24 protein-coding genes and 1 pseudogene are annotated in these 23,797 nt (G+C 71.7%); 9 read left to right on the top strand and 16 right to left on the bottom strand.

Going from position 1 to position 23,797, the window contains the following annotated elements:
- Nucleotides 1-235 precede the first annotated feature (235 nt).
- Complete coding sequence (locus OG904_RS12710; RefSeq protein WP_405490371.1) at nt 236-2,551, bottom strand: hypothetical protein; 2,316 nt, start codon at nt 2,549-2,551, stop codon at nt 236-238.
- A gap of 149 nt (nt 2,552-2,700) precedes the next feature.
- Here OG904_RS12710 and OG904_RS12705 point away from each other — a divergent pair, with 149 nt between their 5' ends.
- Complete coding sequence (locus tag OG904_RS12705) at nt 2,701-3,282, top strand: hypothetical protein (protein ID WP_405490369.1); 582 nt, start codon at nt 2,701-2,703, stop codon at nt 3,280-3,282.
- Here the strand turns inward: OG904_RS12705 and OG904_RS12700 are convergent.
- The 4 genes and pseudogenes from OG904_RS12700 to OG904_RS12685 all read right to left on the bottom strand — a co-directional run.
- Nucleotides 3,279-4,181: pseudogene (locus OG904_RS12700) on the bottom strand (serine hydrolase domain-containing protein); the annotation flags it as partial. The gene OG904_RS12705 and the pseudogene OG904_RS12700 overlap by 4 nt on opposite strands.
- Before the next feature lie 12 nt (nt 4,182-4,193).
- The gene (locus OG904_RS12695) at nt 4,194-4,490 is read right to left on the bottom strand and encodes a hypothetical protein (protein WP_405490367.1); all 297 of its coding nucleotides are present in this window, start codon (nt 4,488-4,490) and stop codon (nt 4,194-4,196) included.
- 124 nt (nt 4,491-4,614) lie between these two features.
- On the bottom strand, nt 4,615-4,872 hold the full coding sequence (locus OG904_RS12690; protein WP_405490365.1) for a DUF397 domain-containing protein: 258 nt from the start codon (nt 4,870-4,872) through the stop codon (nt 4,615-4,617).
- Nucleotides 4,856-5,695: a Scr1 family TA system antitoxin-like transcriptional regulator gene (locus OG904_RS12685; protein ID WP_405490363.1), complete on the bottom strand. Its 840-nt coding sequence runs from the start codon at nt 5,693-5,695 to the stop codon at nt 4,856-4,858. The genes OG904_RS12690 and OG904_RS12685 overlap by 17 nt, the downstream gene beginning before the upstream one ends.
- 114 nt (nt 5,696-5,809) lie before the next feature.
- Between OG904_RS12685 and OG904_RS12680 the strand changes: the two genes are divergently transcribed.
- Complete coding sequence (locus tag OG904_RS12680) at nt 5,810-6,028, top strand: hypothetical protein (protein ID WP_405490361.1); 219 nt, start codon at nt 5,810-5,812, stop codon at nt 6,026-6,028.
- A gap of 40 nt (nt 6,029-6,068) precedes the next feature.
- Here OG904_RS12680 and OG904_RS12675 read toward each other — a convergent pair whose 3' ends face one another.
- Nucleotides 6,069-7,664, bottom strand: a complete 1,596-nt coding sequence (locus OG904_RS12675; RefSeq protein ID WP_405497970.1) for a CocE/NonD family hydrolase — start codon at nt 7,662-7,664, stop codon at nt 6,069-6,071.
- Between the two features lie 177 nt (nt 7,665-7,841).
- On the opposite strand from OG904_RS12675, the gene OG904_RS12670 reads away from it, so the two are divergent.
- Nucleotides 7,842-8,612, top strand: a complete 771-nt coding sequence (locus tag OG904_RS12670; RefSeq protein ID WP_405490359.1) for a TetR/AcrR family transcriptional regulator C-terminal domain-containing protein — start codon at nt 7,842-7,844, stop codon at nt 8,610-8,612.
- Nucleotides 8,613-8,624: 12 nt separating this feature from the next.
- On the opposite strand, the gene OG904_RS12665 is transcribed toward OG904_RS12670, so the two are convergent.
- From OG904_RS12665 to OG904_RS12655, 3 genes are all read right to left on the bottom strand, one after another.
- Nucleotides 8,625-9,038: a PIN domain-containing protein gene (locus OG904_RS12665; protein WP_405490357.1), complete on the bottom strand. Its 414-nt coding sequence runs from the start codon at nt 9,036-9,038 to the stop codon at nt 8,625-8,627.
- Nucleotides 9,035-9,307 (bottom strand): CopG family transcriptional regulator, encoded by a 273-nt coding sequence (locus OG904_RS12660; RefSeq protein ID WP_405490355.1) that lies wholly within the window; start codon nt 9,305-9,307, stop codon nt 9,035-9,037. The genes OG904_RS12665 and OG904_RS12660 overlap by 4 nt, the downstream gene beginning before the upstream one ends.
- A 140-nt stretch (nt 9,308-9,447) precedes the next feature.
- Nucleotides 9,448-10,029 (bottom strand): GNAT family N-acetyltransferase, encoded by a 582-nt coding sequence (locus OG904_RS12655; protein ID WP_405490353.1) that lies wholly within the window; start codon nt 10,027-10,029, stop codon nt 9,448-9,450.
- A gap of 138 nt (nt 10,030-10,167) precedes the next feature.
- On the opposite strand from OG904_RS12655, the gene OG904_RS12650 reads away from it, so the two are divergent.
- On the top strand, nt 10,168-11,481 hold the full coding sequence (locus tag OG904_RS12650) for a lipase family protein (RefSeq protein ID WP_405490351.1): 1,314 nt from the start codon (nt 10,168-10,170) through the stop codon (nt 11,479-11,481).
- Nucleotides 11,482-11,574: 93 nt separating this feature from the next.
- Here the strand turns inward: OG904_RS12650 and OG904_RS12645 are convergent, their stop codons facing one another.
- Genes OG904_RS12645 through OG904_RS12635 form a run of 3 tightly spaced genes read right to left on the bottom strand, consistent with a single transcriptional unit; the run spans nt 11,575 to nt 15,180 of the window.
- The gene (locus OG904_RS12645; RefSeq protein ID WP_405490349.1) at nt 11,575-13,191 is read right to left on the bottom strand and encodes a PTS transporter subunit EIIC; all 1,617 of its coding nucleotides are present in this window, start codon (nt 13,189-13,191) and stop codon (nt 11,575-11,577) included.
- A gap of 52 nt (nt 13,192-13,243) precedes the next feature.
- The gene (murQ, locus tag OG904_RS12640) at nt 13,244-14,170 is read right to left on the bottom strand and encodes an N-acetylmuramic acid 6-phosphate etherase (RefSeq protein WP_405490347.1); all 927 of its coding nucleotides are present in this window, start codon (nt 14,168-14,170) and stop codon (nt 13,244-13,246) included.
- Entirely contained in the window at nt 14,167-15,180 is a 1,014-nt protein-coding gene (locus tag OG904_RS12635) for a MurR/RpiR family transcriptional regulator (protein ID WP_405490345.1), read from the bottom strand. The genes murQ and OG904_RS12635 overlap by 4 nt, the downstream gene beginning before the upstream one ends.
- A 124-nt stretch (nt 15,181-15,304) precedes the next feature.
- On the opposite strand from OG904_RS12635, the gene OG904_RS12630 reads away from it, so the two are divergent.
- Nucleotides 15,305-15,730, top strand: coding sequence for a hypothetical protein (locus OG904_RS12630; protein WP_405490343.1), 426 nt, complete (start codon nt 15,305-15,307; stop codon nt 15,728-15,730).
- Between the two features lie 7 nt (nt 15,731-15,737).
- The gene (locus tag OG904_RS12625; protein WP_405490341.1) at nt 15,738-16,004 is read left to right on the top strand and encodes a DUF4031 domain-containing protein; all 267 of its coding nucleotides are present in this window, start codon (nt 15,738-15,740) and stop codon (nt 16,002-16,004) included.
- 140 nt (nt 16,005-16,144) lie between these two features.
- On the opposite strand, the gene OG904_RS12620 is transcribed toward OG904_RS12625, so the two are convergent.
- The 3 genes from OG904_RS12620 to OG904_RS12610 form a co-directional block, all read right to left on the bottom strand.
- Nucleotides 16,145-16,657, bottom strand: coding sequence for a hypothetical protein (locus OG904_RS12620; RefSeq protein ID WP_405490339.1), 513 nt, complete (start codon nt 16,655-16,657; stop codon nt 16,145-16,147).
- A 96-nt stretch (nt 16,658-16,753) separates the two neighbouring features.
- A complete protein-coding gene (locus OG904_RS12615; RefSeq protein ID WP_405497968.1) occupies nt 16,754-17,992 on the bottom strand; it encodes a Cmx/CmrA family chloramphenicol efflux MFS transporter in 1,239 nt (412 codons plus the stop codon).
- 56 nt (nt 17,993-18,048) lie between these two features.
- Nucleotides 18,049-18,735, bottom strand: coding sequence for a hypothetical protein (locus tag OG904_RS12610; protein WP_405490337.1), 687 nt, complete (start codon nt 18,733-18,735; stop codon nt 18,049-18,051).
- Nucleotides 18,736-18,843: 108 nt separating this feature from the next.
- Here OG904_RS12610 and OG904_RS12605 point away from each other — a divergent pair, with 108 nt between their 5' ends.
- Nucleotides 18,844-19,539, top strand: coding sequence for a copper homeostasis protein CutC (locus tag OG904_RS12605; RefSeq protein ID WP_405490335.1), 696 nt, complete (start codon nt 18,844-18,846; stop codon nt 19,537-19,539).
- 296 nt (nt 19,540-19,835) lie between these two features.
- On the opposite strand, the gene OG904_RS12600 is transcribed toward OG904_RS12605, so the two are convergent.
- Entirely contained in the window at nt 19,836-21,809 is a 1,974-nt protein-coding gene (locus OG904_RS12600) for a HelD family protein (RefSeq protein ID WP_405497966.1), read from the bottom strand.
- Nucleotides 21,810-22,309: 500 nt separating this feature from the next.
- Between OG904_RS12600 and OG904_RS12595 the strand changes: the two genes are divergently transcribed.
- Together OG904_RS12595 and OG904_RS12590 are read left to right on the top strand one after the other, a co-directional pair.
- Nucleotides 22,310-22,495 (top strand): hypothetical protein, encoded by a 186-nt coding sequence (locus OG904_RS12595; protein ID WP_405490333.1) that lies wholly within the window; start codon nt 22,310-22,312, stop codon nt 22,493-22,495.
- Nucleotides 22,496-22,887: 392 nt separating this feature from the next.
- Complete coding sequence (locus OG904_RS12590; RefSeq protein ID WP_405490331.1) at nt 22,888-23,733, top strand: glycosyltransferase family 87 protein; 846 nt, start codon at nt 22,888-22,890, stop codon at nt 23,731-23,733.
- The last annotated feature ends 64 nt before the right edge of the window (nt 23,734-23,797 follow it).

Raw genomic sequence — 23,797 nt, 5'->3', positions numbered from 1 at the left:
GATCAGTGGAGACACCGGGTGGTAACTGGCAACTGGCAATTCGGCGGATGGGATACCTGTACGCAGGTGGGCTGGTGCAGCCTTCAGGGCCGGCACTCAGCGCTCTGGCCGGGCTTCTCCGTGAGGCCGGTCAAAGGCTGGTAGCGGCGGCCCGTCCGCCGCTACCGTTCAGGCCTCCGGCCCCTGGTGTGTTGAGTGGGATCACCACACCGGGGGCCGGAGGATTCGCCGTTGCCTATTCGCAGTGTCCGCTGGTCGGGGGGACATTGGAGGTCTTCGTGACGGTGAAGTCGACGGCTCCGTTCGTCCCGTTCTTCGCGTACGAGATGTTGCGCCCGCTGAAGTTCCAGTTCAGACCGTCATCATCGTTCGAGTATCTCCACGAGCCGGAAGTCTCGCGAAGTACCGGAGCTCTTTCGATCCATCCGAATTGCTGGGGGGGAACGGTGACGGTGGTTTGGCCGCCGGTGGTGGCGGTTTCGGTCCAGGCGTGATTTGCGTCAAATGAAATTTTGAACAAATCTTTCAGTGGCCCGAATTCGATATTGGTTCCGACGGTCCACGTGGATCCGGTGGACTTCGTCACGGCCCTGGAGAACTGAGCTTTCTCGGTGCTGTCATTGAAAATGACAGTGCCTTCGATGCATCCGCTGGATGCCTGATAGGCGGGGGTTGTCGGGCCGTCCACGAACGTGCACTTTGCCTTGGGTGCGTCCACCTTGCAGTGGTAGGCGGCGTACTTGGCCACCAGCCCCACGACGCCTTCCGCCGTTTCCTCGGCAAAGGTCGGCAGGTTTTCCCCGAGCTTCCAGGTGTCCTGGCTGGTGGGGGTGGTGCCGGGGCAATAGCGCACGCCGAGATTCCGATCGGAATCGAACGCGAGGCACCAAGCCCAGGAGTGGAGCCGGTAGGAGTCAGGCTCTGAAACCGAGTTGGAACCTACGGGTTCAAGGCTCCAACGGTCTTCCGGGGTCATGGATCCACAATCCTTGAGCGACGGAGTGGGATCCGTACCGGAATCTGAATATTCCAAGTAGAGGCAGGTGTGGTAGTAGCGGGTGACGATGTCGAAGCTGCCGGTTTCCTTTCCGTTCGCGTCCCTTTGCTGGACCAGCGCCCATCGATCCTGGCCGATGGGAGCCTTCTCTTGCCCGTTGGGGGTTCCCGAGTTGTTCACGGCCAGCGGCAGATGAAGGTTCGGGTTGTAGATCTGAAGGCAAGGCAAGCCGCCCGGGGGTTCACATGGTCCCGAGAAGGGCCAGGCGAGGTCTTTCCAGCCGAGCCAGGCGTCGGCCCTGCTTCCGTCGGGCGTCCCGGCGGCCAGCTGTGTGCGCTGGAATACGGACCCATTGGCCATGGCGAAGACATCGAAACCGGGCACGGCTCCGGAAGTGGAGGTCTCCACCGCGAGGGACGTGGCCGCCTCCCTCAGGCCGTCCAGGACGACCCTGTTCGCCACCCAGATGCCGTTGAAGTTCTTATCGTCCGCGCTCTGCGTCTGTGCCCGGTAAGCGACCTTGCCCTGGGCGTTGACGCCGAATACGGCGAGCCGCCCGTCCGGATAGCTCGCCGTCACGGGATTGGTGGTGAACGCGGGGCCCAGAGCCATACCGGCCGCCCAGGTACCGTCCGGATCGTTCGCGGTACCGGGAGCCGACTGGGTCATGGTGTACAGGTTTCCGGCACGGTTCCCGAAGATCTGCAGCAAGCGGCCCGATTTGGTGATGTTGCCGGCGACGGCGACACCGCCGGTGAATCCGTCCCCGAGGTCGAGCCAGGGCGTCCAGTCCGGTTGCGGATCCTGCTGGGTTCCCTGCGCCCTCTGGGCACTGTGCTTGATGTGCCCGTCGGCGGTGCGGGCGAAGATTCCGATGCGTCCGTCACCCTCGACGATAGCCGCCGGATTCCCCTCCCAGTTTCCCCCCAGGCGCTTCCAGTCGGTCCAGGAGTCTCCGTTGGGGGCCTTCTGGACCGTGTACCAAAGGCCGTTGTCGGAACCCCGGACGAATACTTCCAGCCGGCCGTCGGTGTTGCTCACCTTCGTGGAACTGTCCGAGGGCTTGCTGTAGACGTTGTTGTTGGCGACGACCACGGGATTCCCCTCGAGGGAAACCCCCGCCGGTTGCCCGATGACGTTCCAGACATCTGCCCGGATCTCGCCCTTGCCGCTGATCTTTTGGTATCTGAGAGTGCCGTTGGTGCCCCTGACGAATACGACCTGGCCCTTGTTCAGGTTCTGGGCGACCGCAGGGGGGCCGCCCGTTCCCTTGTCGAAAGCCGACTTCCAGGAGCCCCAGTCGCCCTTTGCGCCCGACCGTACGCGGTAGCCGAGCTGGCCCGTCGAGTACGTCGCGAGCAGCGTGAGCGTTCCGTCGGGCGAGGTGGCGACGGCGGGACTCGTCGGGATGATTCCATCCGCTGCCGCCACCGCGGGAACGCCGCTGTATGCGGGAAGCGCCCCGAAAATCGCGATCGCGGCGGATGACAGAAGGAGAGCCGACTTCCGCGCGACCATCCGTGATGGTCGGCCGAGTAGGGAAAACTGGGGCATGAATGATCCTTCCAGCCCGTTCGATTATGGCGAAGGGTAGTGGGATCGTCACGCTCCGCCATGTGTGACACGTCCCGATCGGCCTAGGGGGAACCTCAGGGGTCGGTACCGGATGTGACTAGGGGGTCGCCGACCGTAGCGTCGTTCACGTGATCACGTCGCGAACTGCCTTCCTCGCCGCACCGGTTCTCATGGGGGCCTACGGCCTCATCCGCATCCTCGACGGCCTCGACGGCAGCCGGGGACCGGGTCCCGCCTGGAGCCTCGGGCACCTGTGCTTCCTCGGCGCGCTCGTCCTCTTCGTGCGGGGCTTTGCCGCGATGCGGATGGCCGCCGGCCGCAACCGGCTGTCCACCGCGGCCCTTTGGACAGGGATGGCGGGGGCCGTCGCCCTCGGCGCGCAGTTCTCCATCGACCTGGTGGTCGGGTTCCTGTCGGCGGACCGGGGCACGATGGACGAGCTGTTCACCCGGATCCAGGACACACCCGGGGTGCTTGCGGCGGTCTACGAGTTCGGCCCGCTGCTGTTCTTCGTCGGACAGCTGATCCTGGTCTGCCAGCTCGCCGGACGCCGGGTCCTGAGGCGGTGGGCTCCGGTCCTGGTGCTCATGGCCGCGGCCGTGCCCCTGGTCGCCAAGGACCTCATACCCGTCGGAGCCGTCCTCCTCCTGGCCGCCTTCGCCCCGCTCTACCGTGCAGTCGCCGCGGCCGGGCCGAAGCCGACGGCCTAGGAGGACGCCCCGGTGAAGGCGGGCGCGAAGGCCTGTTCGGGTGTGAGGCCGAAGCCGAGGCCGGTGCCGTAGACGGCCATGGCGAGGGCCTGGAACATCGGGGGCGGGGTGATGGCGTTGGGGTTCTTGGTGGACACCACCTCGATCGCCGTCCGGAGCTCGGGCGAGTACATGGTGGTGGATTCGTAACCGGCGAAACTGCCTTCTCCGCCGATGAACCCGCCGGACTCGACGAAGCCCAGTCCGTAGCGCCATTTGCCGGGCCCGCTGTAGTTCCCCGCGAAGACGAAGGGGATCGGGTCCTTGGTCGCCTCGGCCCAGACCGCCGGCTTGAGCAGTGCGCCGGTCGCCAGGGCGCGGGACCAGGTCCGCATGTCGTCGAGCGTGGAGACCATGCCTCCGTGCGCCCAGAGGCAGGAGGCGGGAATGGCCGTCGCGTCATCGGCAGCGGTGGGTGCCTGGGTGGGGCCCACGTCGCCCAGCCCGTACCCGTGGGTGAAGGGTGGGGTGAGTCCGTTGCCCGAGGTTGGGAGCAGGGTGCGGCGGAGTCCGAGCGGCCGGGCGATGCGCTGCTGGACCGCGGTGCTCAGATCCTGGCCGCCGGCCGGCTCCACGAGGCGGCCGAGCAGGTTGTAGCCGTAGTTGCTGTAGGACCACTTGGCGCCGGGAGGTGCGACCGGGGGGAACTTCGCCTCGGCCGTGAGGAGTTCCGCGACGGTGCAGCCGGTGGGGACCTTCCCCTGGACGGTGGGCGAGGTGAAACCGTCGGCGAGGCCGCTGGTGTGGTTGAGGAGCTGGCGGATCGTGATCCGGTCCCCGTTGGGGACTCCCGGCACCCACTTGGAGATGTGGTCCTCAAGGCTGACATTCCCCTCTCTCACCAGCTGCAGGACGAGGTTGGCCGTGAACGTCTAGGTCTGGCTCGCGATCTTGAACTGCATGTCGGCGCGGAGGGGTGCCTTGGTCGCGAGGTCGGCGACGCCGGTGGCGCTGACGAAGGTCCCCTTGGGGCTCCAGATGCCGACCAGGACCCCCGGGGTGCGGTTCGTGTCCTTGAACCGGCGGACGATCTCTTTCACCTTGGCTTCGGTCGGCGCGTCGAGAGCGGCGCCGTCACTGCCGCTGCCGCTCGACACCGCGAGGTCGCCGTGCGGTGACTGGCATGCGGACAGCGCCAGAGCGCCGACCGGGACCAGGGTGCCGATCAAGCGTCCTCTGTACCGGCCCATTGGTTCAGGGCTCCCGCATGTCGACGTCTCCGGCCTTCAGCCAGCGTCGTGTGCGGGGCGCACGGGCGCACCCCGGCCACGCCCATCGGAGTGGCGGGCCGGCCTAGCCGAGGGCGGCGACGAAGGCGGACCAGGCGGCGCCGCCGAAGGTGAGGTGGGGGCCGTCGGGGACCTTGGAGTCGCGGACGGGGACGATGCCGGGGTGGCCGTCGGCTACCTCTACGCAGTTGCCTCCGTCGCCGGCGCTATGGGTGGACTTTCGCCAGGTGGCCATCTCCAGGCAGTCGCCTCCGTCGCCGCCGCTGTAGCTGGACTTGTGCCAAGTAGCCGCTGAAAGGTCGTACTCAGAGGTGCTCGTCATGCGCGTAATCCTCCGCCACGGATTCGATCAAGGCCAGGGACTCGCGTGTTGGCAGCGCGCTGGCAGTGAGGAGATCGTAGGTCAGGAAGTGTCGGCCCACCGTGGCCGGATCATCCAAGAGCATCCCTGTCGTGTGGCCTGCGAGATAGGCGAGCGGGGGTGCGTCATCGAAGGACATCAGCTTGAGCGGACCGTCCATGGTTGCGTGAGCACCCGCACTGAACGGGAGTACCTGGAGGATGATCCGGTGGGACCTGATCAGGTTGGCGAGATGGTGTAGCGCCTCGGCCATGACGGGCCGACTGCCGACCACTCGGCGCAGTACCGCCTCGTCCAGCACGCACCACAACAAGGGCGTTGTTGGGTCGCCGAGCAGCGCGGCGCGGTCCAGTCGACCGTCGATCAGTTCGTCGATGACGGCCTCCGTGGCCGTCGGCTGGTACGCGCGGAAGACGGCCCGGGCGTAGGCCTCCTTCTGGAGCAGGCCCGGAATCAGCAGCGGCGCGTACTCCCGGATGGCCTTCGCCAGAGCCTCCGCCTCGGCCGCCTCCTTGAAGTGGTCGGGGTACTTGGACTTCGTCACCGCCTGGCAGTTGCGGGTGAAGAACCCGTCGGTGCCGAGGATCTTGTCGATCTCGCGGGCCAGTTCCGGGGTCATCCTCCTCGTACCGGCTTCGAGCTGGCCGATGAAGGAGCCGCTGACGAAGAGGGGTTCGCCGAGTTTCTCCTGGCTGAGGCCGGCCTTCTTGCGGGCGACGCGCAGTTCGGCGCCGAGCATGGTGCGGGGTGAGGAGAACGTGTCGAGGTCTCCTGGTTCGGGCATGGGAACTCCCCTTCCAACAGTCGCGGTTGTTGTCCCGCGGCTCTTGAAAGGCTAGCCAGCCCGTCGCCACTCTGAGTGCTGAACTCGATTACTCAGAGCGAAAGGTGACATGTCATGGTGCTCACGCCCAGGGAGCGGATGCAGGCGGCCGAGGAGGCCGTGGGTCAGCTGAAGACGGCGCTGACGGACGTCGGGGTGGTGTTCCCGTCGCTCGGGGTGGACGGGGTCTCGGCGGCCGGGTCGTACGGGCTGCCGCTGATCGACCTGGGGCGGTGCAACCTCGACACCGCACTCCGGCTGGCCGCCGTACTCCACGAGCGGGCCCACCCCTGACCAGCGGGTCGAGGAGCGGGCCGCGATCGGGTCCGGTTCGTCAGCCGTGCGCCGGGAGCCTCAGCGCCGATTCCGCATGGAGGGTGATGCGTACCGGTGTGAAGGCGGTGGCGTCCACCGGCGACTCCCCGGTGCCGGGATTGCGGGCGTAGCGCGGGTGGGCGCCTCCGCTGATCTGCCAGCGCATGCGGTGACCGACCTCGAAGCGGTGGGCGGCGGAGCCCATCGGCACGGTGATGCCCGAGGGTGCCTCTTCGGTCGTACGCACCTGGCCCAGCCCGTCGCAGATGTTGACGGAGCGGCCCTGTGCGTCCACATCGCACAGGCGGGTGAAGACGTCGGCGTGGCCGGTGTCCGTGGAAATGGTCAGCCGCGCGGAGACCGGGCCGAGGATGTCCACGGGCTCGGTCAGCGGCGGGCCGGTGAAGGTCAGCACGTCCTCCCGGGCCTCCAGGGTGCTGTTGTCGCGAGGACCGGCGGTACGGGAGAGCAGCGGGCCGCCGAGGGAGGGGGTGGGGTCGCCCGGGTCGTAGTGGAACGAGACCAGTGGTGCGGATTCCGTGGGGGCCTGCCGGGTGAGGTGCCCCTGTGCGGTGGGGAACCACGGGCTGCCGACCGTGCCCGGCGCCCAGTCGTCGAGGTCCCGCCAGTCGTCCGCGCCGCCGACGTGCACGCGCACCCTCGTGGGGCGGAGGCCGGAAGGATCGCCGCACAGGTGCGCGCGCAGCCAGGCGAGGCTCTCGGCGAACACCTCGGGCCACCCCTGCTGCAGCGCGGACGTGTGCGTCCAGGGGCCGACGAGCAGGGAGGTCTCGCACCCGGCTTCGCGCAGTCGGCGGTACTGCTCGAGGGTCTGGTCGCCCAGGACGTCGTGCCAGCCGGTGATCAGACCGGTCGGCACGTTCAGCCGCCCCGCCACCGCCGCCAACGACGCACCGTGCCAGTACGGGTCCTCGGCGTCCGGGTGCGACATCACGTCGTCCAGCCAGGGCACTTCGCCCCCGAGGGCGGACGCGTGCGCCCCGCGCAGCGGCTGCGCGGTGGTGACATCGCGAAGGCGCCGCTGCAGGCGCAGCGTTGCCTTCAGGAACGGTGCCATCCCCTGGTGCTGGTACGTCATGCCGACGCCGACGGCGAGGGCGTTCTCCAGGTTGAGCGCGCCGTGTGCGTGGAACAGGGCGTGGGGGTCGTGCAGGCCCACCTGCACCACCATCGCCTTCAGCTCCGGCGGCGGGTCCGCGGCGAGGGCCCACTGCACGTAGCCCAGGTAGCTGGGGCCGACGGTCCCCAGCGTTCCGTCGAACCAGGGTTGTTCGCGCAGCCAGGACACCGTGGCCTGGCCGTCGGCGGCCTCGTTGCGCCACAGGTCGAACTCGCCGCCGGAACCGCCGGTGCCGCGACAGCTCTGCAGCACCACGTGGAAGCCCTGTTCGGCGAAGAGCACGCCGTACATGGGAGACCACGGCAGGCCCCTGCCGTACGGCGAGCGCACCAGGAGGGTGGGGAAGTCGCCCTCGGCGCGCGGGAAGTAGTGGTCCGTGATCAGCGGGCTGCCGTCGGCTGCCGGGACCACCAGCCCCGGCTCCCAGCCGACGTCGTGCCGCTTGGCCGGGAGGCCGCGCCAGGTAGCCCTCATGATCCGTGAGGCCAGCGGCGGCTTGCCCGAAGGCGGTGCCCAGGTCGGCCTCGTCGCAGGACCGTGCGTGCGTGCTGCCATCGTTCCCCTCCTTGCTATCCGTACACTGTACGAGAATAGCCCATGCTTGGATGAGACCCACAAGGGCCTCCTCGATCAATGGAGGGAGTGCGGACCATGTCCCGTGCAGGAGAGGCCGGCGCCCCGGGCGTCGACCCCGAGCAGCTCTGGCTGGGCTCCGACAAGCCCCGCAGGGGCCGCAAGCCCGCCTACAGCCGGGAGGCGATCACGGCGGCGGCCGTCGCCCTGGCGGACGCGGAGGGGCTCGAAGCGGTCACCATGCGCAGAGTCGCCGCGGCGGTCGGGGCCGGAGCCATGTCGCTCTACAGCTACGCGCCCGACAAGGAGACGCTGCTGGAGCTGATGGTCGACCACGTCACCGGCGAGTTGCCGACCGCGAACGCGCCCACCGGCGACCGGGGTTCGGACGGCGACCGGCATTCCGATGGCGACCGGCATGCCGACGGCGACTGGCGTTCCGAGTTGAAGTCCATCGCCCACCTCCAGCGCGCCCACATGCTGCGACACCCCTGGCTGCCCGCGGCCCTGGCCGGCCGCCACACCCCCGGCCCCAACACCCTGGCCTTCCTGGAACGCGCGCTCGCCGTCCTGCGGCCCACCGGGCTGGACGGTGCGGCGAAGCTGGAGGTCTTCGCCCAGCTCACCGCATTCGTGGCCGGACACGTGGCCCATGAGATCGCGGGGGCCGCGGCGTTGCAGTCCCCCGACCGGGCCGTGGCCGAAGCCCGCTACCTCGCCGCTGTCGCCGCGGACGGCCGCCACCCGGAACTCGCCGAGGTCCTGGCCGCCCCCGGCCGCCCCCGGACGCCCGAAGCCACCTTCACCCGGTTCCTCAACCGCCTGATCGACGGCCTGGACACCGACTGATCCCGCTCCGGATCAGACCTTCACGGCGGCGAGACGTTTGCCGCAGAGTGCGGTGAGGTCCTCCGGGTCGGAGGTGAGGACGGTGACGGGGCCGGGCGCCGCGAGCGCGGTGGCGGCGAGCATTGCGTCGATGGCGTACTTGTGGCCGTGCAGGCCGGCCTCGCGGAGCAGGGCCGTGGCGGCGAGGGCGATCTCCTCGGTGACGGGTTCGACCGAGACTTGGGACAGCGTCCACTTCAGAGCGGGCATGTTGATCTTCGGGTGCACTACCTCGACCAGGGTGGCTGTGCTGGTGATGACCCGCATGTCGTCGGCGAGGGCGAGGGCCAGCCAGCGAGTGATCGTGCGGTCCCGCAGTACGGCCTTCGCGAGTCCTTCGCTGTCCAGTACGAGGGTGCCTCGGGACGGGGTCGGCTTGGTTGTCATGCGACGTCCTTCTGTCCGGGGCTGGTGTCGGACAGCTCCTCGTGGGCGCGACGGAAGGCCGCCCTGGTGGCGTCGACCTCTTCCTCTGTGATGGGTCCGTGCTCCGCCTCGGCCACGGCGATGAGCTCGGCGAGGTTGTCCCGTTCGATCTGGCGGGCCACGGCGGCGGTGACGTAGGCGGAGAGGCCGGACGGGCCGCTGCGGGCGCGAGCGGCCTCGGCGATGTCGCGGGGCATCGAGATGGAGTACTTCTGGGTGGGCTCGCTCATGCCACCCATGCTACTTCCGATGCCACCACCGGGTTCGGTGTGTGGTGTGAAGAGGTACATGCGCATAGGTCTATGGCATATGCACCCCACCCGGGCGGCTTCGTGCGCCGGTTAGCTCGATGGTGTGACGGTCGCCGCGCTCAGTCCGTGCGCAGCCGCGCGTGGAGGTGTTCGTCGTGCCAGCCGTCCGCGTGGAGGAGGGCCCCGCGCATGGTGCCCTCCAGGGGGTAGCCGGCCTTCAGGGCGACGCGGCAGGAGGCCGGGTTGGCCACCGAGTGGGTGAGGCGCAGTCGGTGCAGGCCCAGGTCCCCGAAGGCCCAGCGGGTCACGGCGGACACGCCCTCGGTCGTGGCTCCGGCGCCGCGCCCGGCGGGCAGCAGCCAGTACATGATCTCGGCGCTGCCGCCGCGCAGGTCGAAGTCGGCGAGGCCGATCAGGCCGACCGCCACGGTGTCCTCGGAGGCCGCCACGGCCCAGACCGCCGCGCGTTCGGTGTGCCAGCGTTCGCGCCAGCGGGCGATGCGGGTGACGGCCCGGTCCCCGGTGAGGGGGTCGGGCCGGTTCCAGTGGCGGATGTCCGGGTCGGCGTACGAGGCCACGAGCGCGGGGGCGTCGTGAGGTTCCCAGGGGCGCAGCAGCATGCCGCCGGGCAGGGTGTACGTCGGCTGGGCGAGTGCGGCCATCCGGCCCGCGGGGACGACGGCCGGTATCGAGTCGGTCATCGGCTCATGATGCGGCCCCCCGGCGCGGAAGGCTGTGGCAGCCCCCTGCGACACAAATGTGACGAAACATCACAGTCAGTGACAATCCGTACCTTTGTCCCTACTCTCTGGTCCGGCACCGAGTGAATGGACGAAGAGATGACACGACGGCTTTCGGCGATCGCCGCGGCCGGTCTGGCCGCGATCCTCGCGCTGGGCTGCGGTACGACCTCCACTGCGAGCACGAACCCGGACGGGGGCAAGGGCGGCAAGGGCCAGTGCGCCCCGGGCGTACCGATCGGTCCGGAGGGCCAGAAGTTCTACGATCCGCCGTCGCCGCTGCCCGAGGGCGATCACGGTGACCTGATCTGGGCCCGCCGCGTCGACGCCCCCGACGGTGCGCGCGCCTGCCGGATCCTGTACCTCTCGAAGCTCCAGACCGGCACCCCGGTGGCCGTCTCGGGCATCGTGGCCTGGCCCGACGCCCCCGCACCCCGCCACGGCCGCAACGTCGTGGCCTGGGCGCACGGGACCACGGGCGGACCGCGCCAGTGCGCGCCCTCCGCGGTGCCGAACCCGGCGACCGACCTCGTCGGCTATTACACCTACGACAGCCCGTGGGGCATCGACGTCGGCGTGCCGGCGCTGACGCAGTTCCTCGACTCGGGTGACGTCGTGGTCGGCACGGACTACCAGGGTCTGGGTGCGCCGGGCGTGCACCAGTACACGGTGGCCGTCACGGAGACGAACAACGTCCTGGACTCGGTCCGTGCGGCCCGCCAGATCACCGAGGCCCACGCGAACGACAAGGCGGCCGTCCTCGGCTGGTCGCAGGGAGGCGGCGCGGCGACCTTCATCGCCCAGAACTACAAGCAGTACACCCCGGAGACCAAGCTGGTCGGCATCGCGGCGCTGGCGCCCGCCGCCAACCTGGGGCCGGACTTCCGCGGCCTGGTGCTGCCCGGCCCGACGTCCCCCACCTCGCCCTCCCACAACGCGGCGCTGCGCGTCAACGTCTACCGGGGCTTCCTGGCGGCCTACCCGGAGCTGAAGGCCGAGGACGTGATGAAGCCGCCCGGCCTGGAGGCGCTGCGCGGTGACGGGGTGATGTGCATCGAGCACCTCGCCGACGTGATCCAGGAAAACGTGGGCAACGCGGGGCAGCTCGACACGATGTTCCAGCCGCTGACGGTGGTGCCGGAGGTGTGGCACGAGCGCTTCCGCCAGAACACCCCGGGCCTGGTGGCCTCGGTGGCGCCGATCCTGGTGATGCAGGGGACGGCGGACACCGTCATCAACCCGAACTCCACCGACGAGTACGTGAAGCGGGCCTGCCGCTTCAACAAGCCGGTCGAGTACACGAAGTACCAGGGTGCGACGCACCAGACGATCCCGAACGTCGCGGAGTCGGAGTACCTGACCTGGATCGCGGACCGCTTCGCGGGCCGTCCGGCCCCGTCCAACTGCGCCTGACGCGAGGCGCCGTAGGCATGCGGGCAGAGGCTCCCGGCCGGTGGACCACACCGGCCGGGAGCCTTCGTGCGTACGGGGGCGGGTGCCCCGGGGTCAGCTGCCGACGGGTACCGGCGCCGGGCCGGCGGGCCCGGCCGGGGAGGCCGCGGCGGCCGGTGCGGCCTCCCCGGCGGCCGCCGGGCCGTCGTCCGGGCCGGTGTTGAACTCGGCCAGCATCTGCCGGGTGAAGCCGAAGAAGTACGTGGCGGCGAAGCCGACGAGGTAGCCGACGGCCAGGCCGCCCGCGTAGATCGCGATGGTCATCCCCATGCCCGACTTGCCGTCCAGCAGCGGGAACAGCGCCCAGCCCGAGGGGCCGATGGCGGTGGAGCCGAAGGCGGTGCCCAGCTGGTTGAAGAGGCCCACGAAGGCTCCGCCCGCGGCGCCGCCGATGCAGGCGGTGACGAAGGGGCGGCCCAGGGGCAGGGAGACGCCGTAGATCAGCGGTTCGCCCACGCCCAGGAAGCCGGCCGGGAGCGCGGACTTGATGGTGGCGCGGATCGAGCGGTTGCGCGGGAGCTTGTAGTAGACGGCGATGGCCGCGCCGACCTGGCCCGCGCCCGCCATGGCGAGGATGGGCAGCAGCACGGTGTAGCCGGTCTGCTCGATCAGGGTGGTGTGGATGGGGATCAGGGCCTGGTGCAGGCCCAGCATGACCAGGGGGAGGAAGAGGCCGCCGAGGACCAGGCCCGCGAAGGCGCCGCCGGTGGCGAGCAGCCAGGTGGCGAAGGTGCCGATGGCGGTGGAGACCTCACCGGCGACGAACATCAGGCCGAAGATCGTGACGAGGCCGGAGACCAGGACCGTGAGGGTGGGGGTGACCAGGACGTCCAGCGCCTCGGGGACCCACTTGCGGCACCACTTCTCCACCTGGACGGCGAGCAGCGCGGCCGCCAGGGCGCCCAGTACGCCGCCCTGGCCGGGGGACAGGTGCTGGCCGAAGGCGTCGATCTTCGCGACGCCGGGGAAGACGATGATCGCGGCGACGGCACCGCCGAGGATCGCCGTGCCGCCGAACTCCCTGGCCGTGTTGTAGCCGACGAACACCGCGATCAGGGACATGAATCCGGAGGCCATCGCGGCGAGCGCCGGGACGACGGCGGGCAGCCAGCCCATGTTCGTGATGAACCCGTTGAGGCCGGCGATGATGCCGCAGCCGATCAGGGCCGGGATCAGCGGGACGAAGATGTTCGCGATGCGCCGCAGGAACAGCTTGAAGGGCGTGGAGTTCTTGGCCTTCCGGGCGTTCTTGATGGCCGCGCCCTGGGCGGCGAGTTCGTCGGCGGTGCGTCCTGCGCCGTTGTGGGCGGCGGCGGTGGCTGGGGCGATTTCGGCCGGAGCCGCCGGAGTCGCCGGAGCCGCCGGAGTCGCCGGAGTCGCCGGAGTCGCCGGAGCGGCCGGAGCGGCCGCGCGGCCCTCCGCGACCAGGGCCTCGAACTCGGGCGTGACGCGGGCGACGGTGCCCGGTCCCAGCACGATCTGGTAGGTGTCGTCCTCGACCACGCCCAGCACGGCGGGCAGGGCCTTGAGGGCCTCGTCCTGTACGAGGGAGCGGTCGCGCAGGGTGATGCGCAGGCGGGTCATGCAGTGCGCGATGGAGACGACGTTGTCCGGGCCGCCGACCAGAGGAAGGATCGCGGCGGCTGTGGCGCGGTTCTTGTCAGTGGACATCTTGGTGTTCGCCTTGCTGCTTGGGGTCAGCGGGGAGTGAGCAGGAGACGGCCTAGCGGGAGGCCTGTGCGAGGGCGGCCCGGAGGTGGCCCTTGGAGGCGGTGAGCAGTTCGCCGGCGGTGGGGCCGTCGACGCCGCCGAGGACGACGAGGATGGCCTGCTTGACCTCGCCGCCGGAGGCGGTGAGCGCGGCCTCGATCTCCTCGTCCGGGGCGCCGGTCGCCAGCGAGACGATGCGGCGGGCGCGGGCGCGCAGCTTCTCGTTGGAGGAGCGCATGTCGACCATCAGGTTTCCGTAGGTCTTGCCGAGCCGGATCATCGTGAGGGTCGAGATGAGGTTCAGCACGAGCTTCTGCGCGGTGCCCGCCTTCAGGCGGGTGGACCCGGTGAGCAGTTCGGGTCCGACGACCACCTCGATGCCGTGGTCGGCGGCGGCGGCGAGCGCGGAGCCGGCGTTGCAGGACAGGCCTACGGTGAGCGCGCCGCGGCCGCGGGCGAACTCGACGGCGCCGATCGCGTACGGGGTGCGGCCGGAGGCGGAGATCCCGATGACGGTGTCCTCGGCGGTCAGGGCCAGTGCGGTCAGGTCCCCGGCGGCCAGTTCCTTGGAGTCCTCGGCGCCTTCGACGGCCTTGACCATGGCGGAGGGGCCGCCCGCGATCAGGCCGACGACCTCGGAGGGGTCGGTGTTGAAGGTGGGCGGGCACTCGCTGGCGTCCAGTACGCCCATCCGGCCGGCGGTTCCGGCGCCCGCGTAGATCAGGCGCCCGCCGCGGGCCATCCGTTCGGAGATCCCGTCGATGGCGGCGGCGATCGCCTCCAGCTCGCCCGCGACGGCGGCCGGGACGGTGGCGTCCTCGGCGTTCATCAGGCGGGCGATCTCCAGGGTGGAGAGCCGGTCGATCTCGGCCAGTTCGGGGCGGAAGGCCTCGGTGGTCAGGGTGGCGAGCTGGGCGCGGAGTTCGGCGTACGCGGTCATGAGTGGGGGCTCCTGAACTGCTGGCGGGTGGTGCTGCCCCGCTTGGCGGCGGGTACGGGGGTGTGGTGGCGGGGCGCGAGCGCCTCGTACGAGGCTGCGAGCGCGGGCGCGGCGGTCTCGTAGGTCTGCTGGGCGACGCCGACGAAGAGGCAGTCGACGACGAGGAGCTGGCTGGTCCGGCTCGACATGGCGGCCGGGCGCAGCTGGGTCTCGCGGGCGGCGGAGGTGGCCAGCACGAGGTCGGCGTAGTGGACGACGGGGGAGTGCGGGCGGGCGGTGAGCGCGAGGGTGGTGGCGCCGCGTTCGAAGGCGGTCCGAAGCGGCTCGATGACGTCGCCGGTGCCGCCGGAGTGGGTGATGGCGACGGCCACGTCGCCGGGGCTGAGCAGAACGGCGGTGGTGACGGCCAGGTGCGGGTCGCTGTGCGCCTGGGCGATCAGGCCGATCCGCGACAGCTTCTGGGCGAGGTCCTGGGCGACGAGGCCGGAGGCGCCGACGCCGTAGATCTCGACGCGGCGGGCCCCGGCGAGGGCGGTGACGGCCGAGCCGAGGGCGTCGACGTCGAGGCCGGCGGCGGTGTCGGCGAGGGTCTGCGCCTCCTCGCGGGCCAGCTTGGCGACGACCTCCGCGAGGGAGTCGTCGACGGCTATGTCCACGGTGACGGCGGGGGCCGCACCGGACTCCTGCTGGGCTGCGAGGGCGGCGAGCGCGAGGCGCAGATCGCGGTAGCCGGGGTAGCCGAGGAGGCGGGCGGTGCGGACGACGGTGGCCTCGCTGGTGCCGGTGCGGGCGGCGAGGTCGCTGACGGTGAGCGCGGCGCAGCCGGCGGGGTCCTCGGCGACGGCTTCGGCGACGGCCTGCATGGAGCGGGTCATCGAGGGGCCGAGGCTGCGGACGCGGGCCCGCAGGGCGGCGGGGGCGGGGACGGGGGGTGCGGGGGTGGCGGGTGCGGGGGTGGCGTCCGGGTCCGCAGTGCGGCCGCTGAAGGTTTCTTTCACGTTCTTGCTCACCTCTGAAATCTATTTTCAGTGGTGCGGGAACGTCAAGACGCCATGGGGCACTGGCGGAAGGGTGCGTAGGCGGGCCGTGAAGAGGACCTTCGCCACTTGGCCCGTCCGGGTCCACAATGTCTTCATGGACCACGCGACCCCCCTGGAACAGGCGCTGCACGCCGCACGCGCCCTGGTACTCGCCGATCTCGTCGCGGGCGAGGTCGCCGAGGCCTATGTCGTCTCCCTCGTCGAGGACTCGGTCACGCACCGCCGGTGGTGGGTGGAGCAGTGGCCGGAGGGGGTCGACTACCTGGCCGGACTCGTCGCCCAAGACGTGAAGGACGCACTGCTGCAGAAGTACGGGCGCTGGCCGCTGTGCCCGGTCTGCGGCCACGGCGAGCCGCACGCCCTGGACGTGGAGCCCGAGCTCGGACCGGACCCGATGTGGGTGTGCTCGGAGGCCGGCGTGCGGGTGGCGCCGGTGGGCGGCCTCGGATCCGTGCTGGGCCCGGGGTCCGGCTCCGGCTCCGGCTCGGGCCTCGGCTCCGGCGCCGGGTACGACGAATGAGCCGCCGGTGACGGTGTACATCGACCCGCCGGACTGGCCGGGTCACGGCCGCATGTGGTCGCACCTGGTCAGCGACGTCTCGTTCGAGGAGCTGCACGCCTTCGCGGCGTCGATCGGCTGCCCGCCGAAGGCCTTCGAGCGCGACCACTACGACGTGCCCGCGCAGCGCTACCCGGACGCGGTGGGCGCGGGCGCGGTGGAGATCGGCAGCAAGGAACTGGTCCGGCGGCTGACGGCGGCGGGGCTGCGCAGGCCCAAGGGGCGGCCGGCTTAGCGGTCGGGCACGGTGTGATGGGTCTGACGGGTCGGGCCGGTCTGACGGGTCTGATGGGTCGGGCCGGTCGGAGGGGTCTGATGGGTCGGGCCGGTCGGAGGGGTCAGCCCGGTCGGACCCCGTCGGCCCCGTCGACCCCGTCAGTCCGGTGTGCGCCGGGACAGCAGTGCGGTGAGTGCTGCGAGCAGGCCGGTCAGGCAGCAGGCCAGCACGGCCGGGAGGCTCGAGAACCCCAGGGACACCACGAGGGCGGGGACCGTCGCGCCCTGCACCACGAGGGCGGACCGGGCTAGCCGGCCTCCCCCGTCCCAGATCTTCCGGAACGGTCCCCGGCGCGACCGCAAGGCCCGGAGGGCGTTCAGGGCCATCGCCGAAGCGAAGACGAGGAACGGCCACGGCACCGACAGCCGGTAGTGGACCCAGTCCCCGGTCCCGCGCTCGGCCAGGGTGGTGGCGCTCGTGACGAGCACCACCGGTCCGACCACGGCGAAGACGGCGCCGACCCAGCGGACCCCCCGGACCCCGAAGACGGTCGGCCGCCGGAACGCGGCCCAGTGCGCCACCCCGCGGCAATCCGTCGCGAAGGCGAGGCCCATCACCGTGGCGGTGGCCCCCCAGACCACCCCCACCAGCCCCGGATCCCCGTGTGCCATGGCCCCCGCCCCGACTCCGCCCCGCCCGGCCCCCCGCCGGACCGGCTCACCGTAGGGCCCGGACGGGGTGGTGCGGCATGCGGGGTTCCGGCAGCGTCAGCAGCTCGCGGGCTGCTCGATCGTGACGGGAGTGGCCGGGGTGCCCGCCGAGGCCGTGACCAACCGGGACGCGCCGGGCCCCGTGGGGCGGCCTCGGCGGTCCAGGCGCAGGGCCACGAGACCCAGCCCGATGGCGGTGACGGTCATCGCGCCGCCCGCCCAGGCGGTGGCGGAGTAGCCGTAGCCGGCGTCGAGGACGGTGCCGCCGAGCCAGGGGCCGCCGGTGTTGCCGAGGTTGAACGCGGCCGTGGTCGTCGCTCCGGCCAGGGTCGGGGCGGCGCCCGCGACGTTGAACATGCGGGCGTTGAGCGCGGGGGCCGTGAAGAACGCCGAGAAGCCGATCAGGAAGGAGAGGGCGATCGCGGCCGCTGCGGTGGAGGCCAGCAGGGCCAGGGCCACCAGGAAGACGGTGGAAGCGGTGATGCCCCACAGCATCACGCCGAACAGGTGCGCGTCGGCGATCCGCCCGCCCGCCGTGGTGCCCACCAGGGCGCCGACCCCGAAGAGGCCCAGGATCCACGGCACCCAGCCGGAGTCGAGCCCGGCCACGTCGGTGAGCAGCGGGGACAGGTAGCTGAAGGCGCAGAAGACGCCGCCCGCGGCGAGGGCGGTGACGCCGATCGACAGCCACACCTGGCGGTCGCGGTAGATGCGCAGCTCGCGCCCGAGCGTCGGCTTCTCGGCGGGCAGCGGGATCTTCGGGATCAGGGCGAGGATGCCGGCCAGCGCGATCGCGGAGGCCGCGCCGACCGCCCAGAACGCGGAGCGCCAGCCCAGGTGCTCCCCGAGGAAGGCGCCGGCCGGGACGCCGAGGACGTTGGCGATGGAGAGCCCGCCGATCATGACCGCCATGGCGCGGGCCCGCTGGTGCCGCTCGACCATGGCGATGGCCACGGCCGCGCCGACCGCCCAGAAGCCGGCGCAGGCGAGCGCGGAGACGATGCGGGAGGCGAAGAGCAGCTCGTAGGAGGGGGCCAGCGCGCCCGCGGCCTGCCCGAGGCCGAAGAGGCTGATCAGTGAGACGAGGGTGGTGCGGCGGGGCAGCCGCAGCGTGGCGACGGCCAGGAGGGGAGCGCCTATCACCATGCCGATCGCGAAGGCGGATATGAGCAGGCCGGCCTGGGGGATGGTGACCCCCATGTCCTCGGCGATCGGTGGGAGCAGCCCGGAGAGCATGAACTCACTGGTTCCCAGTGCGAAGACGGAGAGGCCGAGGATGTAGACGGCAACGGGCATACGGGTGCGTTCGGCTGCTACGGGCATGAACCATGACAACTGGCGGGAGCGGGATCTCATTCCCCCCGGCTCTGCGGAGGGCTCAGTTCCGCGAGCTCGGCGGCCAGGTTCGCGCGGGCCGGGGCCTCCCAGTGCGCGGCTCCGTACGGGGTGCGGAAGAGGCGGGGCAGGTCCAGCAGCTGGCGCAGGACGGCGGCGCGGCCGGCGCGGAAGGCCTCGTCGGGGACGAAGCCGTACTCGGCGCGGACGGCGGCGGCGTACGCGGCGTACGCGGCGGGGGCGCCCGCCAGGACGGCCAGGTCGGCGTCGCACAGCACCTCGCCGTTGGTGTCACCGGGCGCGGGGTCGTGGGTGACGGTGAGCCGGACGAGCCGGGCCACCTCGGCGGTGCGGGCGTCGTCGATGCCGAGCTCGGGCAGGGCCCGCTCGGCGAGGACGGCGCTGCGCTCCTCGTTCTCGGAGCGGTCGGGACGGTAGACGGCGTCGTGGAACCAGGCGGCGAGCTCCACGGCGGCGAGCTCCACGGCGGCGGGGTCGTCCGCCGCTTCTGCCAGTACGTCGATCCGCGCGAGTACGTCGGCCAGGTGCGCGGTGGTGTGGTACTTGCGCTGCGGTTCCGCCCAGGCGGTGAGGAGGCGGTCGGCGTACGGGGCGGGGTCGCGGTCGGCGGCGGCTCCGGCGGCGGCGGTGGTGGCGTGCCAGCGGGCGCGGAGGCTTTTCTCGCGGTGCGCGTCGGAAGTCATGCGCACATTGTGGTGGTGGCGTGGATGTGCTGGTGGGGGTGGGCGGGGGCCCGTACTCTGGATATTGGACTAGACCTATTTTCCATACGGGACGAAGGATGGGATTACATGAGCAACCGTGCGCTCCTGGAGGTGATCGCCCTCGACGTGGAGGACGCGGTCGCGGCCCAGGCCGGTGGGGCGGACCGACTCGAACTGGTCACCGACATGGCCGCCGACGGGCTCACCCCGCCGCGCGAGACCTTCGCGGCGATCAGGGCGGCGGTCGACATCCCGCTGCGCGTGATGCTCCGCAAGGCGGACGGCTTCTCGGCGGGCTCCGCCGCGGACCTGGAACGGCTGGTGGCGGAGGCGCGGGCGCTGCGCGCGGAGGGGGCGCAGGAGTTCGTCCTCGGCTTCCTGGACCCGGACGGCAGCCCCGACACGGCCGCCGTCGAGGCCGTCGTGGCGGAGCTCGACGGCTGCGGGTGGACCTTCCACCGGGCGATCGACCGCGCGGCGGACCGGGACCAGCTCCGCAAGGCCGTCGCGGACCTGGCGGGGCTCGACACGTACCTGACGGCGGGTGCGGCGGGTGGCGTCGACGAGGGCCTGCCGGTGCTGCTGGAGGAGGCGGCGAAGGCGGGGACCCCGGGGTACGAGCCGCGGATCCTGGTCGGCGGGGGGCTGACGCTGGCGCACCTGCCGGTGCTGCGGGCCGCGGGCATCGACGCCTTCCACATCGGCAGCGCGGCCCGCCCCTCCGGCTGGACCCACCCCGTCTCGGCATCCGCCGTCACCGAATGGCGCACGGCCCTGTCCTGACCACCCCCTGGCCGCGGCGGAACGTTCCCGACGCCGGCCCGCATGTGATCGCCGGGGTCCGGCTGGCGCTGCGGGGCTGGCAAATCCAGCCCCGCCGGCGTTTGAGGCGATCCTTCAGCCCCTCCGGCGTTTGAGGAGCGGGTCTGGGCGGAGCCCGGGGAACGGCGGAAGGGCGGGTCGGGGACATCCCCGCAGGGCCGTGCACCCGCGGCCGCGCCCCGGCCGGGAGGGCCCCGCAGGGGAGTGCGCCCCGGCGGGGCCCCGGCCGGGAGGGGGCGGCGGTGCGCCGCCGGGGGTCAGGCCAGGGCCGCCGGCAAGGGGGTGGCGTGGAGGAGGGTCAGGCCCGAGACGGCCCGGGTGAGGCAGACGTACAGGCGACGGAGCCCCGTCCGTTCGTCGGGCTCGCCCGCGACCACCGCCGCCGGCTCGTCCAGGACGACGTAGTCGTACTCCAGACCCTTGGCGAGGGACGCCGGCACCAGCGTGAGCCGCGACTCCGCCGTGGTCTCCTCACCGGGAGCCAGATACGGCAGCCCCGCCGCCACCAGCGCCTCCCCCAGCTCCGCGATCCGCGCATCCGCCGCGATCAGCCCGATCGAGCCCTCGTGCGCGAGCGAGACCCGGCACGCCTCCACGGCCGCCGCCGTCGGATCCGAGACCGCCGAGACCACCAGCGACCCCGGAGTCTCACGCACCGAGGAGACCGGCGCCAGCCCCGGCGAGATGGCCGGCAGCAGGCGGGAGGCGTAGGCGATCACCTCGCGCGGCACGCGGAAGCCCGCCGTCAGTTCCTCCAGTACCGCCCCCGGCTTGCCCAGGTGCCCCAGCGCCTCGTCCCAGCTGCGCGTCGCCCACGGGGTCGTGCCCTGCGCGAGGTCGCCGAGGACCGTCGCCGAGCCGGTCGTGCAGCGCCGCCCGACCGCCCGGTACTGCATCGGCGACAGGTCCTGCGCCTCGTCGAGGACGACGTGGCCGAGCGAGTGCGTGCGCTCCACCAGGTCGGTCGCCTCGTCGATCAGGACCAGGTCCGCCGCCGACCACTTCGCCGACTTCACGCTCCGGAAGGGCTTCCGCCACAGCAGCAGCTCCTGCTCCTCGGCCGTCAGGATCCCCTCCGCGTGCTCCGCGAGGAACTCCGGGTCGGAGAGCAGGCGCAGCACCAGCCTGGCCGGCTCCACCAGCGGCCACACCGCCTTGACCACGGCCTTCACGGCGGGATTGCGCGCCACCGCGTCCTGGACCCGGTCGTCGGGCGCCTCGCCCGCCTGCTCCATCCGTACGAGGACTGCGTGCGCGATCCGCTGCGGGAGGGCGTCGCGGGCGGCGCCGTAGCGGATGTCGCGGTTCTGGAGCTCGGCGACGATCTCCGCGAGCTCGTACGCCGGCACCCGCCAGCGCCGCGATCCGCGGACCACCATCAGCGGTTCTACGGGCTCGCTGACGTGGGAGTGGACGGAGCGGCGCAGCACCTGCGCCATCCGGGCGTCGCCCTTGACGACGGCGGTTTCGGCGGCGTCCGCACCGCGTACCTCCAGGTCCGCGCGGGCCACCAGGTCGTCGACCGTGGCCTGCTTCACCTCCAACTCGCCCAGGGCGGGCAGGACCTGCTCGATGTAGTGCAGGAAGGAACGGTTCGGCCCGATGACCAGGGTGCCGGTGCGGGCCAGGCGGTCGCGGTGCGCGTAGAGGAGGTACGCGACACGGTGCAGGCCGACCGCCGTCTTGCCGGTGCCGGGGCCGCCCTGCACGCAGACGGAGCCGGACAGGCCGGAGCGGACGATCTCGTCCTGCTCGGGCTGGATCGTCGCGACGATGTCGCGCATGGGGCCCACGCGCGGACGCTCGATCTCCTGCTGGAGCAGCTTGCTGACGGCCGCCGCCTCGGCGGGGTCGGAGAGGTGCTCGTCCTCGTACGCGGTCAGTTCGCCGCCCGTGTAACCGAAGCGGCGGCGCAGCGCGATGTCCTGCGGGTCGTTCTTGGAGGCCCGGTAGAAGGGCTGGGACACGGGCGCGCGCCAGTCGATCACCATCGGGTCGCCGTCGGCGTCGTGGACGTGGCGGCGGCCGATGTAGAACTGCTCGCCCTCCGCGCCCTCGGCGAGCTCCGCGCCCGGCGCGTGCAGGTAGTTGAGGCGGCCGAAGAAGAGCGGGGTGTGGGAGAGGTCGGCGAGGGCCTTGATCCGGTCGTCGATCTGGGCCTGGAGGACGATCGCGTTGACCCAGTTCGCGGTGACGTCGCGGATGTCCAGGGCCTCCACGTCCTCGCGCATCGCGCGGAGCGCGGAGCGGGAGGCGGCGAGGTGGGCGCGCTCCCGGCCCAGGGGGTCGGTGGCGGCTGCGTCGGGGGTGGTGGCGGCGGTGGCGGGGTCGGTGACGTGGGCGTGCGCGGGCACGGAACTGCCTCCAGCTGCTGGGTGGCTGCGTGATGCGGGAAGGACCCCGCCGGTTTCCGTCCGGCGGGCGGCTCTCCCGGTGACGCGGCGGGAGGCGGCAAGAGCGGAGATTCTAGTCACCGGGGCGGCGGTGCGCTAACGGATTACGCGGTGGATCAGGCGGCGGATCACGTGGCGGATCACGTGGCGGATCACGCGGTGGACGGCGGGTCGAAAGTCCTTCGCGGAGGCACCCCCGTACGGGTGTCGTTCGGGTCGGGTCCTCCTTTGGGCAGAGCCCGTGGGGGGAGGCATGGGTCGTGAGTCGTAGGTGGGAGAGCTGGAGGTGCAATCCCCAGGGCGATGTGAGGGACCGGACGAAAACGCACCATGGATACATGAGCACCGCAACCTTCACCCCGGTCCAGGTTGGCCGCCCGAGCCGCGCCACCGCCCTTTCCGACTCCCGCCCCCGCCACGGCGTCGGCAACGTACTGCGCGCCGCCAAGGTCTTCGCGGCCGCCGCGGTGAGCGTCGTCGTCCTCGGCGAGTACGCAGAGGACGCGGGCGTCATACGCCGCTGACACCCGGACCGCCGTCCGGACTGCCGTCTGGGCCAATGCCCACGGCCACGGCCACGGCCACGGCCACGGCCACGGTCACCGTCCCGGCCACGGCCACCGTCCCGGTCCCGGCTGCCGTCTGGGTCGATGTTCCGGTTCCGTGTCCTGGTCACCGCGTGGGCCGATGTTCCGGCTTCGTGTCCTGGTCACCGTTTGGGCTGATGTCCCGGCTTCGCGTCCCGGCCACCGTCCCGGCTCCGTGCCCTGGGCACCGTCTCAGCCCATGCCCGGCTGACGTTCCGGCTGACGTTCCGGCCGTCGTTCCGGTCGACGTCCCGGCCGGTGTGCTGGGTTGGCGTCTCGGCTGGCGTTCAGGACGACGTCCCGGCCGACTGATCCACTAGGGTCGCGCCGTGAACCGGAGCCCCGACACCAGCCGCTCGCCGTCGCCCCGTGCCGGTGTGCTGCTCGCGGGACTGCTGCTCGCGCTCGGCGTGCTCCGCATCGCCCCGCGCATTCCGATGGCAGATGCCCTCGTCCACGGCTTCTCCGCCGCCGAGTGGCGTCCGCCAACCGCGTACCCGCCCTTCGCGGCGATCCTGTTCACCCCTGCCGCCTGGCTGCCGGTCGGCGTGCTGAAGGCCGTACTGGTTCTGGGCAACGCCGGCCTCTTCGCCCTGCTGGTCCTGTTGTCCTGCCGGCTGGCGGGTCTGCGGGCCAGACCGGGCGCCGTCCTGGCCGCGACCGTCGCCGGGCTGTGGCTGGAGCCGCTGCTGTTCCGGACCCCGCTGACCGGCCAGATCAGCCTGGCCCTCGCCTGCCCCGTCCTGTGGGACCTGCTCCGGCCGCACGCCGCCCTCGGCAAGGGCTTCGTCCTGGGCACGGCCGCCGGGATCACCCTGACGCCGGCGCTCCTGATCCCGTACCTGCTGCTGACCGGCCGGGTCCGGGCCGGCCTGACCGCACTGGCCGCCTTCGCGGGCACCGGCCTGCTCGGGCTGCTGGTCCTCCCGGGGGCCTCCGCCGAGTTCTGGTCCCGGCATCCGTCCTCGGGGGGCCGCTCGCTCCTCCTGGACTGGCCCCACCTCTGGGTGTGGGCCGTCCCCCTGCTCACGGCCCTGCTCGCCACCGCCCTGCGCCGCGGCCGCCCACCCGCCGGGGCGAGGACCACCGACCGCCGGCCGGAGGCCAGGCATCCGGCTGCCGGGCCCCGGGCCACCGACCGGCAGGGTGCCTGGCACCGGGCTGCCGGGCGCTAGACCGCCGGGCGGCAGGAGGCTGCGCACCAGGCTGCCGCCGTAGGAGCCCGGCATCGGCCCGCCG

This window comes from Streptomyces sp. NBC_00096, from assembly GCF_045041305.1.
Taxonomy (GTDB): Bacteria; Actinomycetota; Actinomycetes; order Streptomycetales; family Streptomycetaceae; genus Streptomyces.
The sequence above is the reverse complement of the archived record's forward strand: the minus strand, read 5'-3'. Positions and strand labels throughout refer to the sequence as shown.